The 18075-nt window shown below is 70.0% G+C and carries 17 protein-coding genes; 4 read left to right on the top strand and 13 right to left on the bottom strand.

Translation table 11 applies throughout. The features are described from left to right. Nucleotides 1–57 precede the first annotated feature (57 nt). Nucleotides 58–579, bottom strand: coding sequence for a DM13 domain-containing protein (locus tag BJF87_RS20700; RefSeq protein ID WP_035751180.1), 522 nt, complete (start codon nt 577–579; stop codon nt 58–60). A gap of 214 nt (nt 580–793) precedes the next feature. Between BJF87_RS20700 and dapD the strand changes: the two genes are divergently transcribed. Next, the gene (gene dapD / locus BJF87_RS20705; RefSeq protein ID WP_075863833.1) at nt 794–1759 is read left to right on the top strand and encodes a 2,3,4,5-tetrahydropyridine-2,6-dicarboxylate N-succinyltransferase; all 966 of its coding nucleotides are present in this window, start codon (nt 794–796) and stop codon (nt 1757–1759) included. 75 nt (nt 1760–1834) lie between these two features. On the opposite strand, the gene dapC is transcribed toward dapD, so the two are convergent. Together dapC and fdxA are read right to left on the bottom strand one after the other, a co-directional pair. Beyond that, nucleotides 1835–2977 carry a succinyldiaminopimelate transaminase gene (gene dapC / locus BJF87_RS20710; RefSeq protein ID WP_006359463.1) on the bottom strand — a complete coding sequence of 381 codons (1143 nt, stop codon included), beginning with the start codon at nt 2975–2977 and terminating at the stop codon, nt 1835–1837. 60 nt (nt 2978–3037) lie between these two features. Continuing rightward, entirely contained in the window at nt 3038–3367 is a 330-nt protein-coding gene (gene fdxA, locus BJF87_RS20715) for a ferredoxin (protein WP_004019217.1), read from the bottom strand. A 491-nt stretch (nt 3368–3858) separates the two neighbouring features. Here fdxA and BJF87_RS20720 point away from each other — a divergent pair, with 491 nt between their 5' ends. Further along, on the top strand, nt 3859–4452 hold the full coding sequence (locus BJF87_RS20720) for a cysteine dioxygenase family protein (RefSeq protein WP_006359465.1): 594 nt from the start codon (nt 3859–3861) through the stop codon (nt 4450–4452). Then, nucleotides 4449–4832: a rhodanese-like domain-containing protein gene (locus BJF87_RS20725; RefSeq protein ID WP_006359466.1), complete on the top strand. Its 384-nt coding sequence runs from the start codon at nt 4449–4451 to the stop codon at nt 4830–4832. Before BJF87_RS20720 ends, BJF87_RS20725 begins: the two co-directional genes overlap by 4 nt. Here the strand turns inward: BJF87_RS20725 and cofG are convergent. The 7 genes from cofG to typA form a co-directional block, all read right to left on the bottom strand. Further along, complete coding sequence (gene cofG, locus BJF87_RS20730) at nt 4829–6136, bottom strand: 7,8-didemethyl-8-hydroxy-5-deazariboflavin synthase CofG (protein WP_006359467.1); 1308 nt, start codon at nt 6134–6136, stop codon at nt 4829–4831. The genes BJF87_RS20725 and cofG overlap by 4 nt on opposite strands. Then, on the bottom strand, nt 6133–7623 hold the full coding sequence (locus BJF87_RS20735) for an NAD(P)/FAD-dependent oxidoreductase (RefSeq protein WP_050918725.1): 1491 nt from the start codon (nt 7621–7623) through the stop codon (nt 6133–6135). The genes cofG and BJF87_RS20735 overlap by 4 nt, the downstream gene beginning before the upstream one ends. Before the next feature lie 41 nt (nt 7624–7664). Further along, nucleotides 7665–8819 (bottom strand): FO synthase, encoded by a 1155-nt coding sequence (locus BJF87_RS20740; protein WP_035751177.1) that lies wholly within the window; start codon nt 8817–8819, stop codon nt 7665–7667. Between the two features lie 62 nt (nt 8820–8881). Next, nucleotides 8882–9271 (bottom strand): hypothetical protein, encoded by a 390-nt coding sequence (locus BJF87_RS20745; RefSeq protein WP_006359470.1) that lies wholly within the window; start codon nt 9269–9271, stop codon nt 8882–8884. A gap of 5 nt (nt 9272–9276) precedes the next feature. Next, nucleotides 9277–10167, bottom strand: a complete 891-nt coding sequence (gene mshB, locus BJF87_RS20750; RefSeq protein WP_006359471.1) for an N-acetyl-1-D-myo-inositol-2-amino-2-deoxy-alpha-D-glucopyranoside deacetylase — start codon at nt 10165–10167, stop codon at nt 9277–9279. After that, the gene (locus BJF87_RS20755; RefSeq protein WP_006359472.1) at nt 10164–12098 is read right to left on the bottom strand and encodes an ABC transporter family substrate-binding protein; all 1935 of its coding nucleotides are present in this window, start codon (nt 12096–12098) and stop codon (nt 10164–10166) included. The genes mshB and BJF87_RS20755 overlap by 4 nt, the downstream gene beginning before the upstream one ends. 66 nt (nt 12099–12164) lie before the next feature. Further along, nucleotides 12165–14075 (bottom strand): translational GTPase TypA, encoded by a 1911-nt coding sequence (gene typA / locus BJF87_RS20760; RefSeq protein WP_006359473.1) that lies wholly within the window; start codon nt 14073–14075, stop codon nt 12165–12167. A gap of 185 nt (nt 14076–14260) precedes the next feature. Between typA and BJF87_RS26325 the strand changes: the two genes are divergently transcribed. Beyond that, nucleotides 14261–14437 (top strand): hypothetical protein, encoded by a 177-nt coding sequence (locus BJF87_RS26325; protein ID WP_005198672.1) that lies wholly within the window; start codon nt 14261–14263, stop codon nt 14435–14437. 4 nt (nt 14438–14441) lie between these two features. Here BJF87_RS26325 and BJF87_RS20765 read toward each other — a convergent pair whose 3' ends face one another. Genes BJF87_RS20765 through BJF87_RS20775 form a run of 3 tightly spaced genes read right to left on the bottom strand, consistent with a single transcriptional unit; the run spans nt 14442 to nt 18068 of the window. Then, nucleotides 14442–15338: a DMT family transporter gene (locus tag BJF87_RS20765; RefSeq protein WP_035751173.1), complete on the bottom strand. Its 897-nt coding sequence runs from the start codon at nt 15336–15338 to the stop codon at nt 14442–14444. 13 nt (nt 15339–15351) lie between these two features. Then, entirely contained in the window at nt 15352–16410 is a 1059-nt protein-coding gene (locus BJF87_RS20770) for an ABC transporter ATP-binding protein (protein ID WP_006357465.1), read from the bottom strand. Beyond that, nucleotides 16407–18068, bottom strand: coding sequence for an iron ABC transporter permease (locus BJF87_RS20775; RefSeq protein ID WP_006357464.1), 1662 nt, complete (start codon nt 18066–18068; stop codon nt 16407–16409). The genes BJF87_RS20770 and BJF87_RS20775 overlap by 4 nt, the downstream gene beginning before the upstream one ends. Nucleotides 18069–18075: the final 7 nt, after the last annotated feature.

Genomic DNA, 18075 nt, shown 5'->3' on the forward strand with positions numbered 1-18075 from the left:
CAAGCTCAACCGGCAAGGTTCGGCTCCACCGGCAAGGTTCGGCTCCACCGACATGGATCAGCCGGCGTTCGGTGCGGCCAGCTCGGCGGCGCCGAAGGAGACGCTGAACTTCACACACCACAGGAACACCGCGGGATAGGCGTCGAGGTCGACGTCGGCAGGGATCTCGTAGACCTGGTTGCCCTTGTTGCCTTTGATCGTCCCGAGGTCGACGTGGGGCGGATCGGCGGCGGTCCGCCAACCGCTGAAGCCTTCGACGACCTCGGCCTGCGACAACCAGACGTGGACGTCGGGTCCGGTGGTGGTGTCGAGGTCCTCGATGGCGAGAACCCGTGTACCGTCCGGCTTCTCGATGATCGTGACGGTTCCCGAGGTCGAATGCTCGTGGCTGATCAGCCGGCCTTCGGACAGCACGACGGGCGCGGCGGGCGGCGGTTGACCGACCTGCGAGGTCGACGGCGTCACGGCGACCGGGATCTCGTCGTCGACCTCGGTGTCGACGAAGATCAGCCACGGCTGGAAGATCACCGCGGCGACCGCGACAGCGACGACGATCAGCACGCCCACGCCGCCGAGCACCCAGGGCCAGCGACGCCTGCGCCGCGGGGCGGGTGGGGAAGGTCGGTCGTGGCCGGTCATGGCAGCGACGATACGAGCCCCGAACCTGCCCCCACCAGGACTTTGAGCCATTCGGATGACGGGCGGGCACCCGTCGGCCCCGATGCGCCGACGGCGGCGGGCGGCGGGAGGCGCGGCGTCGTTCACCCGGGCCGATCGCCTAGACTCGGGTGCCGTGACAACTACTGGCGCACACGCAACTGGCATCGCAACGGTGATCGACGGGGGGTCGACTCCGGGAGTCGTGCTCGACGTCTGGTTCCCCGCACCCGAACTCGACGGCGTCGAGACCGCCGAGACCGTCGTCCTCGACGAGGAGTCGACACCGGCGGAACTGCGCGAACTGGTCGGTGTCGACGAGGCCCGCGGCGTCAAGACCGTCGCGGTCCGCACCGGGATCGCCGACCTGTCGGTCGCCCCGGTCGACGCCTACGACGTCTACCTCCGACTCCACCTGCTCTCCCACCGGCTCATCGAGCCGCACGGCGCGAACCTCGAGGGCATCTTCGGGATGCTCACCAACGTCGTCTGGACCAATCACGGTCCGTGCGCGATCGAGAACTTCGAGTCGGTGCGCGCCAAGCTGCGCGCCCGCGGTCCGGTCACCGTGTACTCGATCGACAAGTTCCCGCGCATGGTCGACTACGTCGTCCCCGGCGGCGTCCGCATCGGTGACGCCGACCGCATCCGTCTCGGCGCCCACCTGGCCGCCGGCACCACGGTGATGCACGAGGGCTTCGTGAACTTCAACGCAGGCACTCTCGGGTCGTCGATGGTCGAGGGTCGCATCTCGGCGGGTGTCGTCGTGGGCGACGGCTCCGACATCGGCGGCGGCGCGTCGACGATGGGCACGCTCTCCGGCGGCGGCAAGGAGATCATCTCGCTGGGCAAGCGCTGCCTGCTCGGCGCGAACGCCGGCTGCGGCATCCCGCTCGGCGACGACTGCGTCATCGAGGCCGGTCTCTACGTCACCGCCGGCACCAAGGTGACCGGCCCGGACGGCACGCAGATCAAGGCGCGCGACCTGGCGGGCCAGTCGAACCTGCTGTTCCGTCGGAACAGCCTGACCGGCGCGGTCGAGGTCGTGCCGTGGAAGGGCGACGGCATCGCGCTCAACGAGGCGTTGCACAAGCACAACTGACGCCCCCGCAAACCCGCCTTCTTTACCTGGAAACGCCACCCCGCGGGGTGGCGTTTCCACGTGAAAGGGATGGGTTCATGCGGTGAGTCGCGCGGCCGCGGCCGCGATGCGCTCGTCCGTGGCGGTGATTGCCATGCGGACGTGCTTCTCCCCTGCCGGTCCGTAGAAATCGCCGGGGGCGCAGAGGATTCCGCGGTCGGCGAGCCAGGCCACGGTATCGCGGCACGGCTCGTCGCGGGTGGCCCAGAGGTACAGGCCGGCCTCGGAGTGGTCGACGCGGAAACCGGCCGACTGCACTGCGGCGAGCAGAGTACGACGCCGAGCCGCGTAGCGCTCACGCTGTTCGTAGACGTGCGTGTCGTCGCGGAGTGCTGCGGTCATCGCACCCTGAATCGGGAAGGGCAGCATGAAGCCGGCGTGCTTGCGAACCGCGAGCAGTTCGGCGATGAGCTCGGTGTCGCCCGCGAAGAAACCTGCCCGGTAGGACGCGAGGTTGGAGATCTTCGACAGCGAGTGCACCGCGAGCAGACCGGTGTGGTCGCCGTCACAGACCCGCGGGTCGAGGATCGAGAGCGACTCACCCTCCCAGCTCAGCCCCAGGTAGCACTCGTCGGACACCACGACGGTGCCGCGTTCGCGCGCCCAGCCGACGACCTTGCGCAGGTGGTCGACGCCGAGGATCTTGCCGGTCGGGTTCGACGGCGAGTTGATGAACATCAGCGCCGGGTTCATCGGGCCGAGGGCGACGGTCGAGTCGGCCCGGATGGCGCGGGCACCGGCCAGCAACGCACTGACCTCGTAGGTCGGGTAGGCGACCTCCGGGATCACCACGTCGTCGCCCGGGCCGAGACCGAAGGTCGACGCCAGGCCGGCGATCGCCTCCTTGGTGCCGATGACCGGGAGGATGCCCGACTGGTCGAGGTTGGTGACGCCGTGGCGGCGGACAAGCGACTCGGCAGCGGCCTCGCGCAGCTCGGTGGTGCCGATGGTCGTCGGATACCCCGGGAACCCGGAGGCGTCGGCGAGGGCGTTTCGGATCAGCTCCGGCACCGGATCCACCGGCGTGCCGACCGACAAGTCGACGATGCCGTCGGGATGGGACTGCGCCGTGGCCTTGGCACCCGCGAGGGTGTCCCACGGGAAATCGGGCAGCCGACCGCTCACGCGCGTCGCCGACACACGCAGCGGCGCTGCTGCGCGAGAGGTGGGAGTGCTCACTGCGAGGTCAGTCCTATCCGTCCGGGCGGTCTACTTCGAAGACGGTGAGTCGTCGGGCTGTCAGTCTTCTTCGTTCATGGGCGGCAGGCCCTTGATGAACGCCGGGTCGGCGTCGGTCTTGCCGACCTTGCTCGCGCCACCGGGCGAGCCGAGGTCGTCGAAGAAGTCGGCGTTGGCGCTGACGTAGGGTTCCCACTCATCCGGGACATCGTCCTCGTAGAAGATCGCCTCGACCGGGCACACCGGCTCGCACGCACCGCAGTCGACGCACTCATCCGGCTGGATGTAGAGCATGCGTCCACCCTCGTAGATGCAGTCGACGGGGCATTCCTCCACGCAAGCCTTGTCCAGGACATCGACGCAAGGCTCCGCGATGATGTAGGTCACCACTCACTCCTTCGCTAGGAAGATCGTTGTCGGCGCGAGGCGGAGGATCAGTTCGGCGTCGAACGACTCTCCGGCGTCGGCGCCGGTTGCGGTCCGAGGGCTGGTCGAACCGCAACCCAGAGTATCCGCCCCGGCGGTGCCCACGACGAAATCACCCCCGGCTCCAGGGCGCACATAAGGCCCTGCTGTAACGAGAATCACATCACGGACGGGTCGAACGGTCACATCGAACCCGAGTCGACGTCGCAGGCTGCCCGCCCCCGTTTCGCGTCGACACTCGGACTTTCGCTCAGTGTGCCGACAACTCTCGACGAGCGCCGATCCGTCGGGCATCCTCGGCGGCATGTTCGTCGTGAATCCGGTCGCTGTGGGCCGCCCTCGCACCAGCCTCTGCGCTGTGTCGGGGCTCGAGCCGGCGTCGCGGGACATGTGTATGCGCTGTCGCTGATCCTCGGCTCCCGACCCACACATCCATTTCCCTCAAGGATCTCTTCATGACCTCGACCCTTGCCCGCACCACGTCTGCCTCTCTTCGCTCGCCGAACGTCCCTCCCCTCGCCCGGACTCGGGTGGCGGCCGACGCACCGCGCCCGCGGACCCACCTGCCGACGCATCTGCGTCCCGCCGACCTGCTGCGCATCACCGACCAGGGTGTCGCCGATGTCCTCGACGGCCGGCACGACGCCCTGCTCCCCACCGAATGGGACACCACGCACCGCTGGTCGACGCGCCTCTACGCCGACGACGATCTCGACGTCTGGCTCATCAGCTGGACGCCCGGCGAAGCCACCGAACTCCACGACCACGCCGGTTCGCTCGGCGCACTGACCGTCCTCTCGGGGTCCTTGCGGGAGTACCACTGGACGGGGGACGATCTGGCTGTGCGCGTCCTTGACGCCGGCGACCAGGCGGCCTTCCCTCTCGGGTGGGTCCACGACGTCGTGAAGAACCCGACGACCCAGGTCGCCGGGCCGACGCTCAGCGTCCACGCCTACTCCCCGCCGCTCACCGCGATGTCCTACTACGAGGTGGCCGACGCCGGCCATCTGCGTCGTACCCGCACGATCCTGACCGACGAACCCGAATGAGCGGCAAGCCGACTCCACGCACCATCGACGACGTCCTCGCCGAGGCACGCTCACGACTGCAGCGCATCGACGCCGCATCGGTCCCCGCCGAACTCGAGGACGGAGCGGTCCTCGTCGACATCCGGCCGGCCGCCCAGCGAGCCCAGGAGGGCGAGACGGATCTGGCGCTCGTCATCGAGCGGAACGTCCTCGAATGGCGGTGCGATCCCGCCAGCGATGCCCGAATCCCCGAGGCCGTCGACCACGACGTGCGGTGGATCATCCTGTGCCAGCAGGGTTATACGTCGAGCCTCGCCGCAGCCGCCTTGCAGGACCTCGGGCTGCATCGCGCAACCGACGTGATCGGCGGGTACGAGGCGCTCGCGCCGGTGCTCCGCTAGGCGACGGCCGGCCAGGGCCGCGGCACCGGCCGCGTGTCCACGGCGAGGCCCGTCGCCGGGTCTGCCAACGCGGCGACATGCCGCGTGAGGGCCGGGTCGATCCAGTCCGCGGCGTCGAGCACATACGTCGGTTGCGCGGTGATGCGTTCGGTGAGAACGAAATCCGACTCCGCGGTCCGCGCAGCGAGCGCATCCAGGTTGGGCCAGGGACGTTCGGGGTTCACGTGGTCGGGAGTCAGCGGCGACACCCCGCCCCAGTCGTCGATTCCGGAGGCGATGAGCGCGGCGCATTCGGCCGGCGACACCAGGTTCGGCGGTGCCTGCACCCGCATGTGCGGCCCGAGCACTATACGTGCGACGGCCACCGCCGCCAGGAACTCACTCATCTCCGCATCGGGGTTGGATCGCATCGCGGTGTCGGGCTTGGCCCGGAAGTTCTGCACGATCACTTCCTGGATGTGGCCGCCCGCGGCCTGCACCTCCGCGATCGCGAGCAGGGATTCGGCTCGCTCGTGGAGTGATTCGCCGATCCCGACGAGGATGCCGGTCGTGAACGGGACTCGCGCGGCACCGGCGTCGCGGAGCACCTGCATGCGGACCAGCGGGTCCTTGTCCGGGCTGCCGTAGTGTGGTTGCCCCTTTTCGGTGAAAAGACGACGCGACGTGGTCTCGAGCATCATGCCCATCGACGGGGCCACCGGCCGCAGGTGCAGGAGCTCCTCGAGGCTCATCACCCCGGGGTTCAGATGCGGCAGCAGGCCGGTCCCGGTCAGCACGGCCACCGCGGCCGCACGGACGTAGTCGAGGGTCGACGAGTATCCGCGCTCGGCCAGCCATTCGCGGGCCTCCGGCCACCGATCCTCGGGACGGTCACCGAGCGTGAACAGGGCTTCCTTGCAACCGAGGTCGGCTCCGCGGCGGGCGAGGTCGACGACCTCGTCGAGTTCGAGGTACAACCCCTCGCCGGCGCGGGCGAGTTTGCCGGGCACGGTCACGAAGGTGCAGTAGTGACACCGGTCCCGGCACAGACGGGTCAGCGGGATGAACACCTTGCGCGAGTAGGTGACCTGCCGCGGCCGGCCGACCGCGGCGAGCCCCTCGTCGCGGATCGCGCCGGCGAGCGACTGCAGGCGCACGAGATCCTCTCCGGCACAGGACAGCAGCGTGACGGCCCGGTCGATGTCGATCGACTCCCGGGCCTCGGCGGCGGCAAGGGCGGCATCGATCGCCTCACGTGAAGGACGTTCCCCGGCAACACTTTCCACCGGTTCGGTCCGCACCACGGGGATGCCGAGGTCGGTCATCGTTCCCCCTCCGATGAATCGAGGATGGTCAGATAGGGCGCGGGATCGAACGTGCCGTTGCGTTCTCGGAACGACGCCGCGGTCCCCGGCCACAGCAGCGTCAGGCGGCCGCTCTCCGGGTCGACATACCAACTGTCGCAACCGGTCAGCCACACGGTCGACGCGCTGCGCTCGTCGATCTCGCGGGTGTAGGCGGCCTCGGCCTCGGCCGAGACCTCGAGTGCCCGGACGTCGGTGCCGCCCATGAACTCCAGCGCACCGAGCACGTAGTCGAGCTGCGTCTCGATCATGTAGATCGCCGAGTTGTGGCCCAGCGCCGCGTTCGGCCCGTCGAGCACGAACATGTTCGGGAATCCGCTGACGACGGTCGAGGCATACGAGGTCATGCCCGATGACCAGTGCTCGGCGAGGTGAAGTCCCGCGCGGCCGACGACCCGGCTCGCGGCCGGCGGACGCGCGGACTCGAAACCCGTTGCCATGACGAGGAGGTCGAGGTCGAAGGTGCGTCCGCTGCGCGCGGTGGCCTTGGACTCGGTGATGGACTCCAGCGCACTCGGCTCGAACACCACGTTCGGCCGCTGCAACGCAGGATAGAAGTCGTCGCTGAGAAGGATTCTCTTGCAACCGATCTCGTAACCCGGTGTCAGGTGGTCACGCAGCTCCGGATCGTCGACCTGCTCGTGGAGATGGTTGCGGGCGCGGGCCCGGATCTCGTCGATTTCGGGGTGGAGGCCGAGTCGCTGCCGGAACGCCCCGTCGGCCTCGGTGAGGAGCCGGTGGCGGACCTCGCCGGCGACCTCGGGATCGAGTAGGGCGGCGCGTTCGTCGGCCGAGTACCGGCGGTCTTCGCGCGGCACCACGTAGGGAGCGGTCCGGCAGAACACGACGAGTTCCTCGGCGGCGTCGGCCAGGTGCGGGATGAGCTGCACCGCCGACGCACCGGTTCCCACGACACCGACCCGGGCACCGTCGACGGCGACGTCGTCGTGCCAGGCCGCCGTGTGGACGACCTGACCGGGAAATTGGCCGAGACCCTCGATGTCGGGGATCTTCGCCTCCGACAACCGGCCGACGGCGAGGACGAGACTACGCGCGCGGAACGCCCGGCCCGGTCCGTCACCGTTGCCTGCGGTGATCATCCAGCGGGCCGCGGCCTCGTCCCAGGCCGCCTGCCGCAGTTCGCAGTTCAGCAGGATGTGCTCGGCCAGGCCCTCTTCGGCGACGGTCAGCTCGAGGTAGTCGCGGATCTCGTGCCCACTCGGATACCGCGAGGCCCAGTCGGCCGGCGGACGGAACGAGAACGAGTACAGGTGTGCGGGGATGTCACAGGCGATGCCGGGGTAGACATTGTCGCGCCAGGTGCCGCCCACCGCGTCGGCACGTTCGAGGACGACGAAGGATTCGCGGCCGCGACGGGCGAGTTGCGTGGCCATCCCGAGACCGGCGAAGCCGGCACCGATGATGGCGACATCGATCTCCTGCGACATGTCGATGTCCACCCGCTCACCCCCCTGCGTCGTCGTCACCGTCACGAACGTACCTGCGGGATCGGGAGCAACCGATGGGCTTCCGGCTCGGCATAACGCGTGGTGCGCTGACGCGGTGTACGACCGGCGCGTTCGGCGATGGCGACGAGGGTGTCGGCGTCGAGGACCCGGCCCACCTCCGGACCGGCATCCGGCATGAGCCGACCGTCGAGCAGCAGGCCGCCGATGTCGTCGGCGCCGCCGCGCAACAGCAGGTCCACGGTGTCGGGGTCGAGCTTCGTCCAGGCGACCTGCACGTGGTCGATGAGACCGACGGACATCAGCCGGGCGACCGCGTGCAGTGCGCGGGTCTCCCGCTGCGAGGCGGTCGACGTCGCGGCGGCGGTCAGATGCGGCGGCGTGTTGGAGGCGACCATCGGCATCAGGATCAGCTCGCTGAATCCACCCGTGCGGCGCTGGATCCCGAGCAGTGTCCGCAGGTGCGCGACCTGATGCTCCGGGGTCTCGACGTGCCCGTAGACGATGGTGGCCGTCGAGAAGAGTCCGACGCCGTGCGCGGCCTCGATGACCTCGATCCACTCGCGGGCGGGTGCGGAGCCGGTGGGTGACAGGAACCCGCGGACGGAGTCGTCGAGGATCTGGGCGGCGGTCCCGGGGATCGACCCGAGCCCGGCGGCGCGGAGGCGGCGGAGGTGTTCGACGATCGGCACCCCGGTCCGGACCGCACCGTCGGCGATCTCCGCAGCGCGGTACGCGTGCAGGTGCAGACCGGCTGCCGCATCGGTGATCTCCGCGACGAGGCGGACGTAGTCGGTGGCCGGCCGGTCGGCGGGCAACGGGCCCTGCATGCAGATCTCGGTGGCTCCGAGTTCCACGGCCTCCCCGACCAGCTCGGCGAGCGCGGGCTCGCCGGGGCGGCGTTCATCCGAGATGAGTCGGGCGGCGACCCCGGTGTCCAGATTGCGGTTCACGACGAAGGTCACGGCGTCGGGATCGGTGACCCTCGCCCGGACGGTGTCGGCGAGTTCGCACAGTTCTTCCAGCCGGGTGCCGGAGGCGCCCAGCAGCGCGACCCAGCCCTCGTCGTCGAGGGCATCGGGGCCGAGGGCTGTCGGGTCGTCACGGAGACGACTCAGGGCCGCCGTGACGCGCTCGATCGGGGCCGTGATGTCTTCGGCCCACGCGCGCAGAACCATGACCACACTCTAACGCTCGTTCGGTTACACCCTTCGCCCCGAGGGAACGGCGGCGGGGAAAGTCAGTCGTCGGCTTCGGGAAGCCGATGGGTCCAGCCGAGAAACGCCGCCGGGCCGACACCCAGCACCAGCAGAAAAAGGGTCTGCACCAGGTAGTTTCCCGACGTGCTCAGGATGACGTCGCCACCCGGCCCCGGGATCCCGCCGGCGATGACGACGACGAGCCCCCATGCGGCAAGCGGTGCATAGCGCAGCGGTGACGAGGTGTATCCGGCCGCCAGCCACAGCAGCACGGCGTTGAGAAGTCCGCCGATCAGAGCCGCGACAGGCAACGCGACCCCGCCGAACCGCAGGTACGCGAAGGCAACGCTGAGCAGGCCCACCACGAAGCCGTCGAGGGTCAGCAGCGCCAGCAGGAGCCGGTCGCGGACATGCGGATCGAGCGCTGGCATCTTCGCTATCCGATCCCGGCGAAGAGGTCCGTCTCCCGGTCGCTGCCGGGGGCCTCACGCGGATCGTGGTCGGTGAGGATGAAGTGCTCGTGGTCGTGGATCGGCTGCAGGATGTTGTTCGACAGCGCGTACTCGGTCCCCGACGGCGCGACGGTCACCTGCGTGGCGTGCGCGGCGAGTCCGGCGACCTTGTGCGAGTAGTACGCCCGCACGTCGACCTCGGTGGTGATCCGGTCGTCGGGGTAGCTCGGCAGTTCGCCGGGCCGCGGCATCCGCCAACCGTCCGGCACGGCGCGAGCCGCCGCGAGACCGTTCTCCAGGGCGCTGCGCTCGGTGACCGACTCGTACAGCTTCGCCGGGCCCGCACCGGCCTCCCGGGCACGCGCGACCGCGGCCGCGGTGACCTCGTGGACGAGTTTGTGGTCGGGATGGCCGTAGGTGCCCGACGCGTCGTAGCTGACGACGACCTGCGGGGCGAAGCCGAGGAGCAGGTCGAACAGCACGCCGACCGGCTCGTCGAACGGCGCCCGGACGAGCGCGCGCGGGTGGTCCGCCGACGGCGCCCCGGCCATGCCGGAGTCACGCCAGCGGCCGGCCCCGCCGAGGAAGCGGGGCGTCAGGGCCGGCCCGTCGGCCGGGCTGAGTGCGGCGAGGGCACGGGTCAGTTCGGCGATGCGGTACCCGCCGAGCTGGTCGGCGCCGCCGTCGGAGACGAGCTGTGCGAACTCGTCTCCGATGACCTCGCCCTCTTCGCCGAGGGTGAAGGTCAGGACGCGAACGTCGACGCCTTCGGCGAGGTAGCGGGCGATGGTCCCGCCGGTCATGATCGTCTCGTCGTCGGGGTGGGCGTGGACGAGCAGCAGCCGCCGGTCGGCGGTGGGAGAAGCGTCGGTCACGAGAGTTCCCAGTTGACCGCGGTCCCGAAGATCGACTCCTGGATCGGGCCGGTGAGCGGCACATCGCGCACCTCGGGCGTGACGCCGACGATCATCGAATCCTGGTACAGCGGCAGGTAGATGGCCTGCGCGGCCAGCAGCGGCTCCGCCTGCTCCAGCGTCGAGATCGGGTCGTCCTCGGACATCGCGTTGCGTGCGAGTTCGATCAGCGTGGGATCGCAGAGACCGGAGATGTTGCTGGCGTAGCTGTCGCCGACGTCCCCACCGCTCGGCGCGATGCTGGTCGGGGTCGGCGGTGTGGCGGGCGACGGCTCCGTGCTCGGTTTGGGTTGGTTGCAGTCGACCTGCGATGCCAGTGACGCCGCGGGCGGCACACCGAGTCCGGTCCAGCCGACGACGAGGTCGACGCGCTTCTGGGTCAGCGCCGAGCCGTACAGCTCGCTGTTCGGCATCGTCACCACCTGGGCACGGATTCCGGCGCTGCGGAGCTGGTCGACGACGCTCGCCGCGGCCGACGTGGCGCGGGGGTCACCGGCGACGGCGCCGACACGCACGAGGAGGTCCTGGCCCTCCTTCTGGAACGGCAGGACGCCCTCGGGCAGCTTGGCGACCTCGACCGCACCGGGGGTCGGCGTCGCCGCCGGGGTCGACGGCGTGGACGAGCCCGACGCAGAAGGCGATTCCGACGCAGGCGCACCGGTGGATGGCTCGGGGACGGGCGAGGCCTCTCCAGCCGTCTCCGGGTCCGCCCGGCGGTATCCGGCGTCGGCGAGGAGCGCGTCGACCGCGGCACGATCGGGTCGCGCCCGCGAGACGGGCGTGTACCCGGGGTCGGACGGCGCGAAGACGGTGTTCGCGTACGGCTCCACGATCCAGTCCCCCGCACCGGCGAAAGTGGTCAGCCGCGCGTCGACGAGGCCGAGGATCGCGCGCCGCAGCTCGACCGAGCTCATCGCGTCGGTGCGGGCGTTGACGCTGATCCCCAGTGACCTCGAGGTGAGGCTGCGTTCGGTCTCCAGGCCGGGTAGTGCCGAGAGTTCGGCGGCGGTCGCCGGCGAGGCCCCGAGCGCGACGATCTCGGAGTCGCCGGAACGGACGGAGTCGAGCATCTGGGCGTTGTTGCCCGCGCGGCGGAGCACGACCTGGTCGAGTCGGGGCGGTGTCACCCAGTAGCGGTCGTTGCGGGCCAGCCGCACCTCGTCGCGGGTCTTGTCGATCCCGACGATCGCGTACGGGCCGGCCGACACCGGCTTGCCGGTGTCCATGCCGGTCTGGAAGCCGGCGGGGGCGCCCTTGAGGACGTGACTGGGCAGCAGGCCGGTGAACAGCTCGCGCCAGGCCGGGTACGGCCGCTCGAAGCGCACCTCGACGAGCTTGCCGCCCTCGCGGGACTGCACGGAGTCGATGAGGCGGTAGCCGGCCGGGGCCACCACGTTGGGCTGACGCGACATCTGCTGCCACAGGTAGCTGAAGTCGTCGCCGGTGACCGGCAGGCCGTCGGACCACTGGGCGTCGGTGTGGATCCGGTAGGTCACCGTGAACGGCTGCCGCGACGTCACCTCCGCGGTGGTGACGAAGTGGCGCTGGAGTTCCCAGACAGGTCCGGCAGGTGTCTGCACGGGCGAGAAGGCGCTCGGCAGTGTCATCGCGGCGACCGCGGTGGTCACCGGATTCTGGTCGGCCGCGATGTGCGGGTTGAACCCGTTGCCGACCGAGTCGGTGGCGATGAAGACCGTCTTCGCGACCGGGTACTCGGTCGGCGTCGGCGGCGGACCGGTGTCGCGGACGGGCGGCGGCGGATCCGCCGTGCACGCCGTCAGGGCGATGAGCAGAGCGGCGCCGCACGAGAGCAACCCGAGCACACGGCCCCGGGTCCGGTTCGTGGCGTCGCGACCCTGTGGCCTCGCGCGTTTCACCTCGGATACCCCCATGAAGATGCTTCTCGGTCGATCGGACGAGTGCCGGTCTCCCGCTTGCGCGAGAGACCGGCTCGGCGGTCAGCTGACCGCGGCGTCCCGGGACTTGGCCCGCGAACGCTCACGGGCGCGGGTGTTCGAGTCCAGGTGCACCTTACGCACCCGTACGACCTCAGGGGTGACCTCGACACACTCGTCGGCGGCACAGAATTCCATGGCGGCCTCGAGATCGAGCTGCATGGGCTTGGCCAGCGTCTCCATCACGTCGGCGGAGGACTGACGCATGTTGGTCAGCTTCTTCTCGCGGGTGACGTTGATGTCGAGGTCCTCGTGACGCGGGTTGATACCCACGACGTGACCTTCGTAGCTGTCGTCGCCCGGGTTGACGAAGAACGTGCCGCGGTCGGCGAGCTGGATCATCGCGAACGGGGTCACCGTGCCGGAGCGGTCGCTCACGAGCGAGCCGGTGTGGCGGGCGCGGATCTCGCCGGCCCAGGCGTCGTAACCGTCGAAGACGGCGTTGGCGATACCGGTACCGCGGGTCTCGGTGAGGAAGTCGGTGCGGAAGCCGATCAGACCGCGCGACGGGACGATGAACTCCATGCGGACCCAGCCGGTGCCGTGGTTGTTCATCTGCTCCATGCGGCCCTTGCGGGCGGCCAGCAGCTGGGTGACCGCACCGAGGTACTCCTCGGGCACATCGACCGTCAGGTGCTCGAACGGCTCCTGGACCTTGCCGTCGACCTTGCGGGTGACCACCTGCGGCTTGCCGACGGTCAGCTCGAAGCCCTCGCGACGCATCTGCTCGACGAGGATCGCGAGCGCGAGCTCACCTCGACCCTGTACCTCCCAGGCGTCCGGACGGCCGATGTCGAGCACGCGCAGCGACACATTGCCGATGAGCTCGGAGTCGAGGCGCTGCTTCACCATGCGGGCGGTCAGCTTGTGACCGGACACGCGACCCGCCAGTGGCGAGGAGTTGGTGCCGATGGTGACCGAGATGGCCGGCTCGTCGACGGTGATGCGCGGCAGCGGCTTCGGGTTCTCGAGGTCGGCGAGGGTGTCGCCGATCATGATCTCCGGCATACCCGCGACGGCCACGATGTCGCCGGCGACCGCCGACTCCGCCGGTGCGCGTTCGACGCCGACGGTGGCGAGGAGTTCGGTGATCTTGGCGCGCTCGACGACGGGCTCACCGTCGACCTCGCGGCACCAGGACACCTGCTGACCCTTGCGCAGGGTGCCGTTGTGGATGCGGACGAGCGCGAGACGGCCGAGGAAGGCCGACGCGTCGAGGTTGGTGACGTGGGCCTGCAGCGGGGCCTCCGGATCGCCCTTGGGCGCCGGGACGTGCTCGAGCAGGACGTCGAAGAATGCGTCGAGGTTCTCGGCGTCCGGGATCTCGCCGTTGGCGGGCTGCTCGATGGAACACACGCCGGCGCGGCCGGAGGCGTAGAGCACCGGGAGTTCGAGCACGAGCTCGGCGGCCTTCGCGGCTTCCTCGTCGAGATCGGAGGCGAGGTCGAGGAGCAGGTCCTGCGTCTCGTCGACGACTTCCTGGATGCGCGCGTCGGGGCGGTCGGTCTTGTTGACGACCACGATCACCGGAAGCTCGGCGGCGAGGGCCTTGCGGAGGACGAAGCGCGTCTGCGGGAGCGGCCCCTCGGACGAGTCGACCAACAGCACGACCCCGTCGACCATCGACAGGCCGCGCTCGACCTCACCGCCGAAGTCGGCGTGGCCGGGGGTGTCGATGACGTTGATGACCACCTCGGTGCCATCCGGCTGGCGCCGGTGAACCGAGGTGTTCTTGGCGAGAATGGTGATGCCCTTCTCACGTTCGAGGTCGCCGGAGTCCATCACCCGGTCGACGACCTCGGCGCGCTCTCCGAAGACGCCGGACTGGCGCAACATGGCGTCGACGAGGGTGGTCTTTCCGTGGTCGACGTGCGCGACGATGGCGACGTTCCGGAAGGTGGGGGCAGCGCTCACAGGCTCTCTTTCGTGTTGATGGGGACCGCCTCGGCGGCAGGCATTCAGCTCGCGGCCGAACAGCTCTGACCGGCGACAAGTGCAGATCACCTAGGGATTCAACGCTACAGAGTATCGGTTTATGTGGTGAGACCGCGATCACAGGCTTCCGAGCACCCGTTATTAGGGTCTGCTAACCTCGCCGCATGGGTAAGGTCGACGCGGCCAAGGTGGGCTCTCTGAAGCCCAAGAAGAAATGCTGCAAGAGCACCACGCGGTGCGTGCGGTGTCCCGTGGTGATCCACCGGATGCGCAAGCTCGACACCTCGGACATGAGCAAGAAGGAACTCAGCAAGGCGCTGAAGAAGGCACGCGCCGCCTGAGCACTCAGCTCGGCGGGATCTCGTCCTCATCGACCGATCGGACCGCCACCGCCAGCGCGACTGCCGCGATCCCGACGGCCTCCAGCGGCCGCGGAACCTGACCGAGGACGATCAGGCCGATCACCGCGGCCGTCACCGGGAGCAGCGCGAGCAGGATCGCGAACCGCGCTCGCCCGACGCGACGCAGCACGACCTGGTCGAGGGCGTACGGGATCGCGGTCGACGCCACGCCCAGGACCAGGCCCTGGCCGATCAGCGCGACCGGAGAGACCCCATCGCCCACCGCCTCGGAAGAACCCCGACCGTCTACCGCCTCCAGCACCCACCACGCCAGCGGCGAGGTCACGAGTGCGGCGATCACGAAGCCCGTGGCGAGGTCCTCGACGCCCGCCCCGCGCGCCGCGACCCGCTTCCCCAGCACGATGTAACCGGCCCAGCACGCAGCGGCGGCCAGCGCGAGCAGCACTCCCACGCCGGTCCCCGACCATCGGACGTCGGCGATGAGGACGACGCCGAGGCCCGCGAGCACGAGTGCCGCGATGTCGCGTCGGGTGCGGGAACCCAAGGCCGCCACCGTGATCGGGCCGAGGAACTCCAGCGCGACGGTCGTACCCATCGGCAGGTGTGCCAGCGCCTCGTAGAAGGTGATGTTCATTCCCGCGGTGATCAGGCCGAAGCACCCGGCAAGCCGCAGGCGGGACCACTGCCACGCCTGCCGCGGCGGCCGGACCCAGATCAGCAGCACCAGTGCGGCGCCGGCGATGCGCAGCCACGCCACCGCCGATGGAGCGACGTCGTCGAAGAGGCCGACGGCGACCGCCGCACCGAGATACATCGACGTCGCGCCGAGCACCATCAATCCAGGTGGGAGCAGGAGGTCGCGTCGCGCGGTATCCGTCATCAGGCGGCCGTCGTCACCCGATGACCGCGACCCGCTCGGGTACCAGGCGGATCCGCACCCGGTCGCCGATGGCAACGGATTCGTCTGCCACGGCGTCGATCTCGCCGACCGCCGTCTCGATGCGCACGCGTGGACCGGCCGGAAGTTCGGCGACGAGCACGACCGTCGCGAGGCTCCCGCCCGGATCGTCCGTGCCTGCCGGACCCACGACCTCGACCGACTCCGGGCGGAGTCCGAGCCGGCGCGAACCGTCGGGCAGGTCGAGGGCGATCTCGCCGAGCACGGTGTCGGCGATTCCGGCGCGCACCTGCGCGTCGACGACGGTGGTGACGCCGAGGAACTGTGCCGTCCACTCGTCCAGCGGACGTCGCCACAGCTGTGAGGGCGTGGCGACCTGCACCATCGCGCCGTCGCGCATGACCGCGATCTCGTCGGCCATGGTCGCGGCCTCGGCGTGATCGTGGGTGACGACGACGGTCGGTACGCCGGCCGCGCGCACGACCTCCGAGATCTCCACCGCCAGCTCATCTCTCAGGCGTCGGTCGAGTGCGGCCAGGGGTTCGTCGAGCAGGAGTAGCCGCGGATGCGGAGCGAGCGCACGCGCCAGTGCGACTCGTTGCGCCTGCCCTCCGGAAAGGGTGTCGACGGAACGCTTCTCGAAGCCGGGGAGACCGACGACGTCGAGCAGCTCGGTCACGCGATCGGCAATCCGGCGACGCGACCAGCGCCGCATCCGCAGTCCGTAGCCGATGTTCGACGCCACGCTGCGTCCGCCGAAGAGCTGTCCGTCCTGGAAGACCACCCCGAAGTCGCGTCGGTGTACCTCCACCCCGGCGAGGTCCTGACCGTCGAAGCGCACGACCCCGCGGGTCGGCTGCTCCAGCCCGGCGACGGCGCGGAGCAGCGTCGACTTTCCGCACCCTGACGGCCCGAGGACGGCAGTCACCAGCGACCCCGATCCCCCGACCTGCCAGGACAATCCGTCGATCACGGTGTGCCCGCCGTAGGCGACGGCGAGGTCGGAGATCTCGAGGAGGGCATGGGACCTCGTCGCGGGGCCTTCTCCGTTCACAGCAGCGGCACCTCCGATCGGGGACGGAACGCCTCGACCACCAGCATGGCGAGGGTCGTCGCGGCGACCAGCACCACGGACGCGGCCATCGCGGTCGCGAGGTTGGCGGCGCCCGGCCGGTTGAGCGCAGAGCCGATCAGCACCGGCAGGGTCGTCGTGTCGGCACGGGCCAGGAAGCTGCTGGCCCCGAACTCGCCGAGCGCCATCACGAAGGCGAAACCGGCGGCCGCACCCATCGAACGGCCGACGATCGGCAGGTCGACGGTCGCGAACACGCGGGCGGGCCGGGCGCCCAGCGTCGCGGCGGCCTGCCGCAGCCGGACCGGTACCGATTCCAGCGCGGGGAGCATGATGCGGATGACCATCGGGATGGCGATCAGCGCCTGCACGCACGGGATGATCGCCGGCGACGCCGCGATGGCATAGGGCATCGACGCCAGCACGATCAGGTATCCGAATCCCAATGTGACAGCACTGATCCCGAGCGGAACCAGGGAGATGGCCGAGGCGATCGCGCCGACCACCCCGCGGGAGCGATGGAGCGCGACGGCGGCGAGCACGCCCACCACCAGCGCGATGACGGTCGCGAACGCCGCCGACACCAGCGAGTACTCGAGACTCTCCAGCGGCGTGACCCCGTTGACCGGTTCGGCGAGGGCGCGATACCCGGCGAGCGTCCATTCCCCGCCGACCGTCGGCCGCACCGACCGCGCGATCAGAACAACGACCGGCCCGACGAGCAGCACCACCGTCCACACGCTCACCAGCCACATCGCCGGGCGCACGAACCGCCCGTGCACGAATGCCGCATCACGCCGACGCCGTTCGACACCGCCACGGGCCGAACCCGTCCCGGCGGGGTCGGCGAACACGCGGGTGAGCATCAGCGCCGCGAACACGACGACGATCTGCACCATCGACAGCACCACCGCCTCGGGGATACGGAAGTAGCCGATTGCCTGGGTGTATATCTCGGTCTCGAGGGTGCGCAACTCCCCCGCACCGAGGATGATCACGACGCCGAAGCTGGTGGAACAGAACAAGAAGATCAGTGCGGCGGCACCGGCGATGGCGGGCAGCAGTCGAGGGATCACCACCGTCAGCGTCGCACGCAGCCGCCCGGCGCCCAGGGTGCGCGCCGCCTCGAGCAACCGGGGGTCGAGGTTCCGCCATGCCGCGCCGACCACGCGGACGACGACGGCGACGTTGATGAACACGTGCGCGGCCAGCACCGCACCGAGACCGGATTGGATGTGCAGGAAGGACAGTGGGCCGGTCAGCAGCGACCGGAAGGCGACGCCGACGACCACCGTCGGCAACACGAACGGCACCGTCACCACGACGGCGAGGAGGACCGAGGCCCGCCCGCCGACATGGGCGTACAGCCACGCGATCGGTGCGGCCGCGACGAGCGCCAGCACGGTCGAGGCCGCCGCCTGCCCGAGGGTCACCCCCAGGAGCGCGAGTGCGTCTGTGCGGGTGAGGAGTTCACCGAGTCGCTCCCCCGACGCCGCGGCCAGGTTCACCGCGCGGCGGACGAGAGCGAGCACCGGCCAGGCGAAGAGGACTGCGATGAACAGAGCCGGGATCAGACGTAGTGCCACCCGGCCGGCGACCGTCGCCGTCCGGCCCGCGGGCCGCGCCCCTGCCCGGCTCACCGGGTTG

Origin of the sequence: Gordonia sp. CNJ-863, from assembly GCF_001942325.1 — a bacterium.
In the GTDB taxonomy this organism is placed as follows: Bacteria; Actinomycetota; Actinomycetes; order Mycobacteriales; family Mycobacteriaceae; genus Gordonia; species Gordonia alkanivorans.

What these genes read in the sequence shown, in the direction of transcription:
- BJF87_RS20735 (WP_050918725.1), bottom strand. Translation starts at nt 7,623, where the DNA reads ATGTCGCAGGAGATCGATGTCGCCATCATCGGTGCCGGCTTCGCCGGT.
- BJF87_RS20740 (WP_035751177.1), bottom strand. Translation starts at nt 8,819, where the DNA reads ATGGTTCTGCGCGCGTGGGCCGAAGACATCACGGCCCCGATCGAGCGC.
- BJF87_RS26325 (WP_005198672.1), top strand. Translation starts at nt 14,261, where the DNA reads ATGGGTAAGGTCGACGCGGCCAAGGTGGGCTCTCTGAAGCCCAAGAAG.
- BJF87_RS20720 (WP_006359465.1), top strand. Translation starts at nt 3,859, where the DNA reads ATGACCTCGACCCTTGCCCGCACCACGTCTGCCTCTCTTCGCTCGCCG.
- BJF87_RS20725 (WP_006359466.1), top strand. Translation starts at nt 4,449, where the DNA reads ATGAGCGGCAAGCCGACTCCACGCACCATCGACGACGTCCTCGCCGAG.
- BJF87_RS20755 (WP_006359472.1), bottom strand. Translation starts at nt 12,098, where the DNA reads ATGGGGGTATCCGAGGTGAAACGCGCGAGGCCACAGGGTCGCGACGCC.
- BJF87_RS20745 (WP_006359470.1), bottom strand. Translation starts at nt 9,271, where the DNA reads ATGCCAGCGCTCGATCCGCATGTCCGCGACCGGCTCCTGCTGGCGCTG.
- cofG (WP_006359467.1), bottom strand. Translation starts at nt 6,136, where the DNA reads ATGACCGACCTCGGCATCCCCGTGGTGCGGACCGAACCGGTGGAAAGT.
- BJF87_RS20765 (WP_035751173.1), bottom strand. Translation starts at nt 15,338, where the DNA reads ATGACGGATACCGCGCGACGCGACCTCCTGCTCCCACCTGGATTGATG.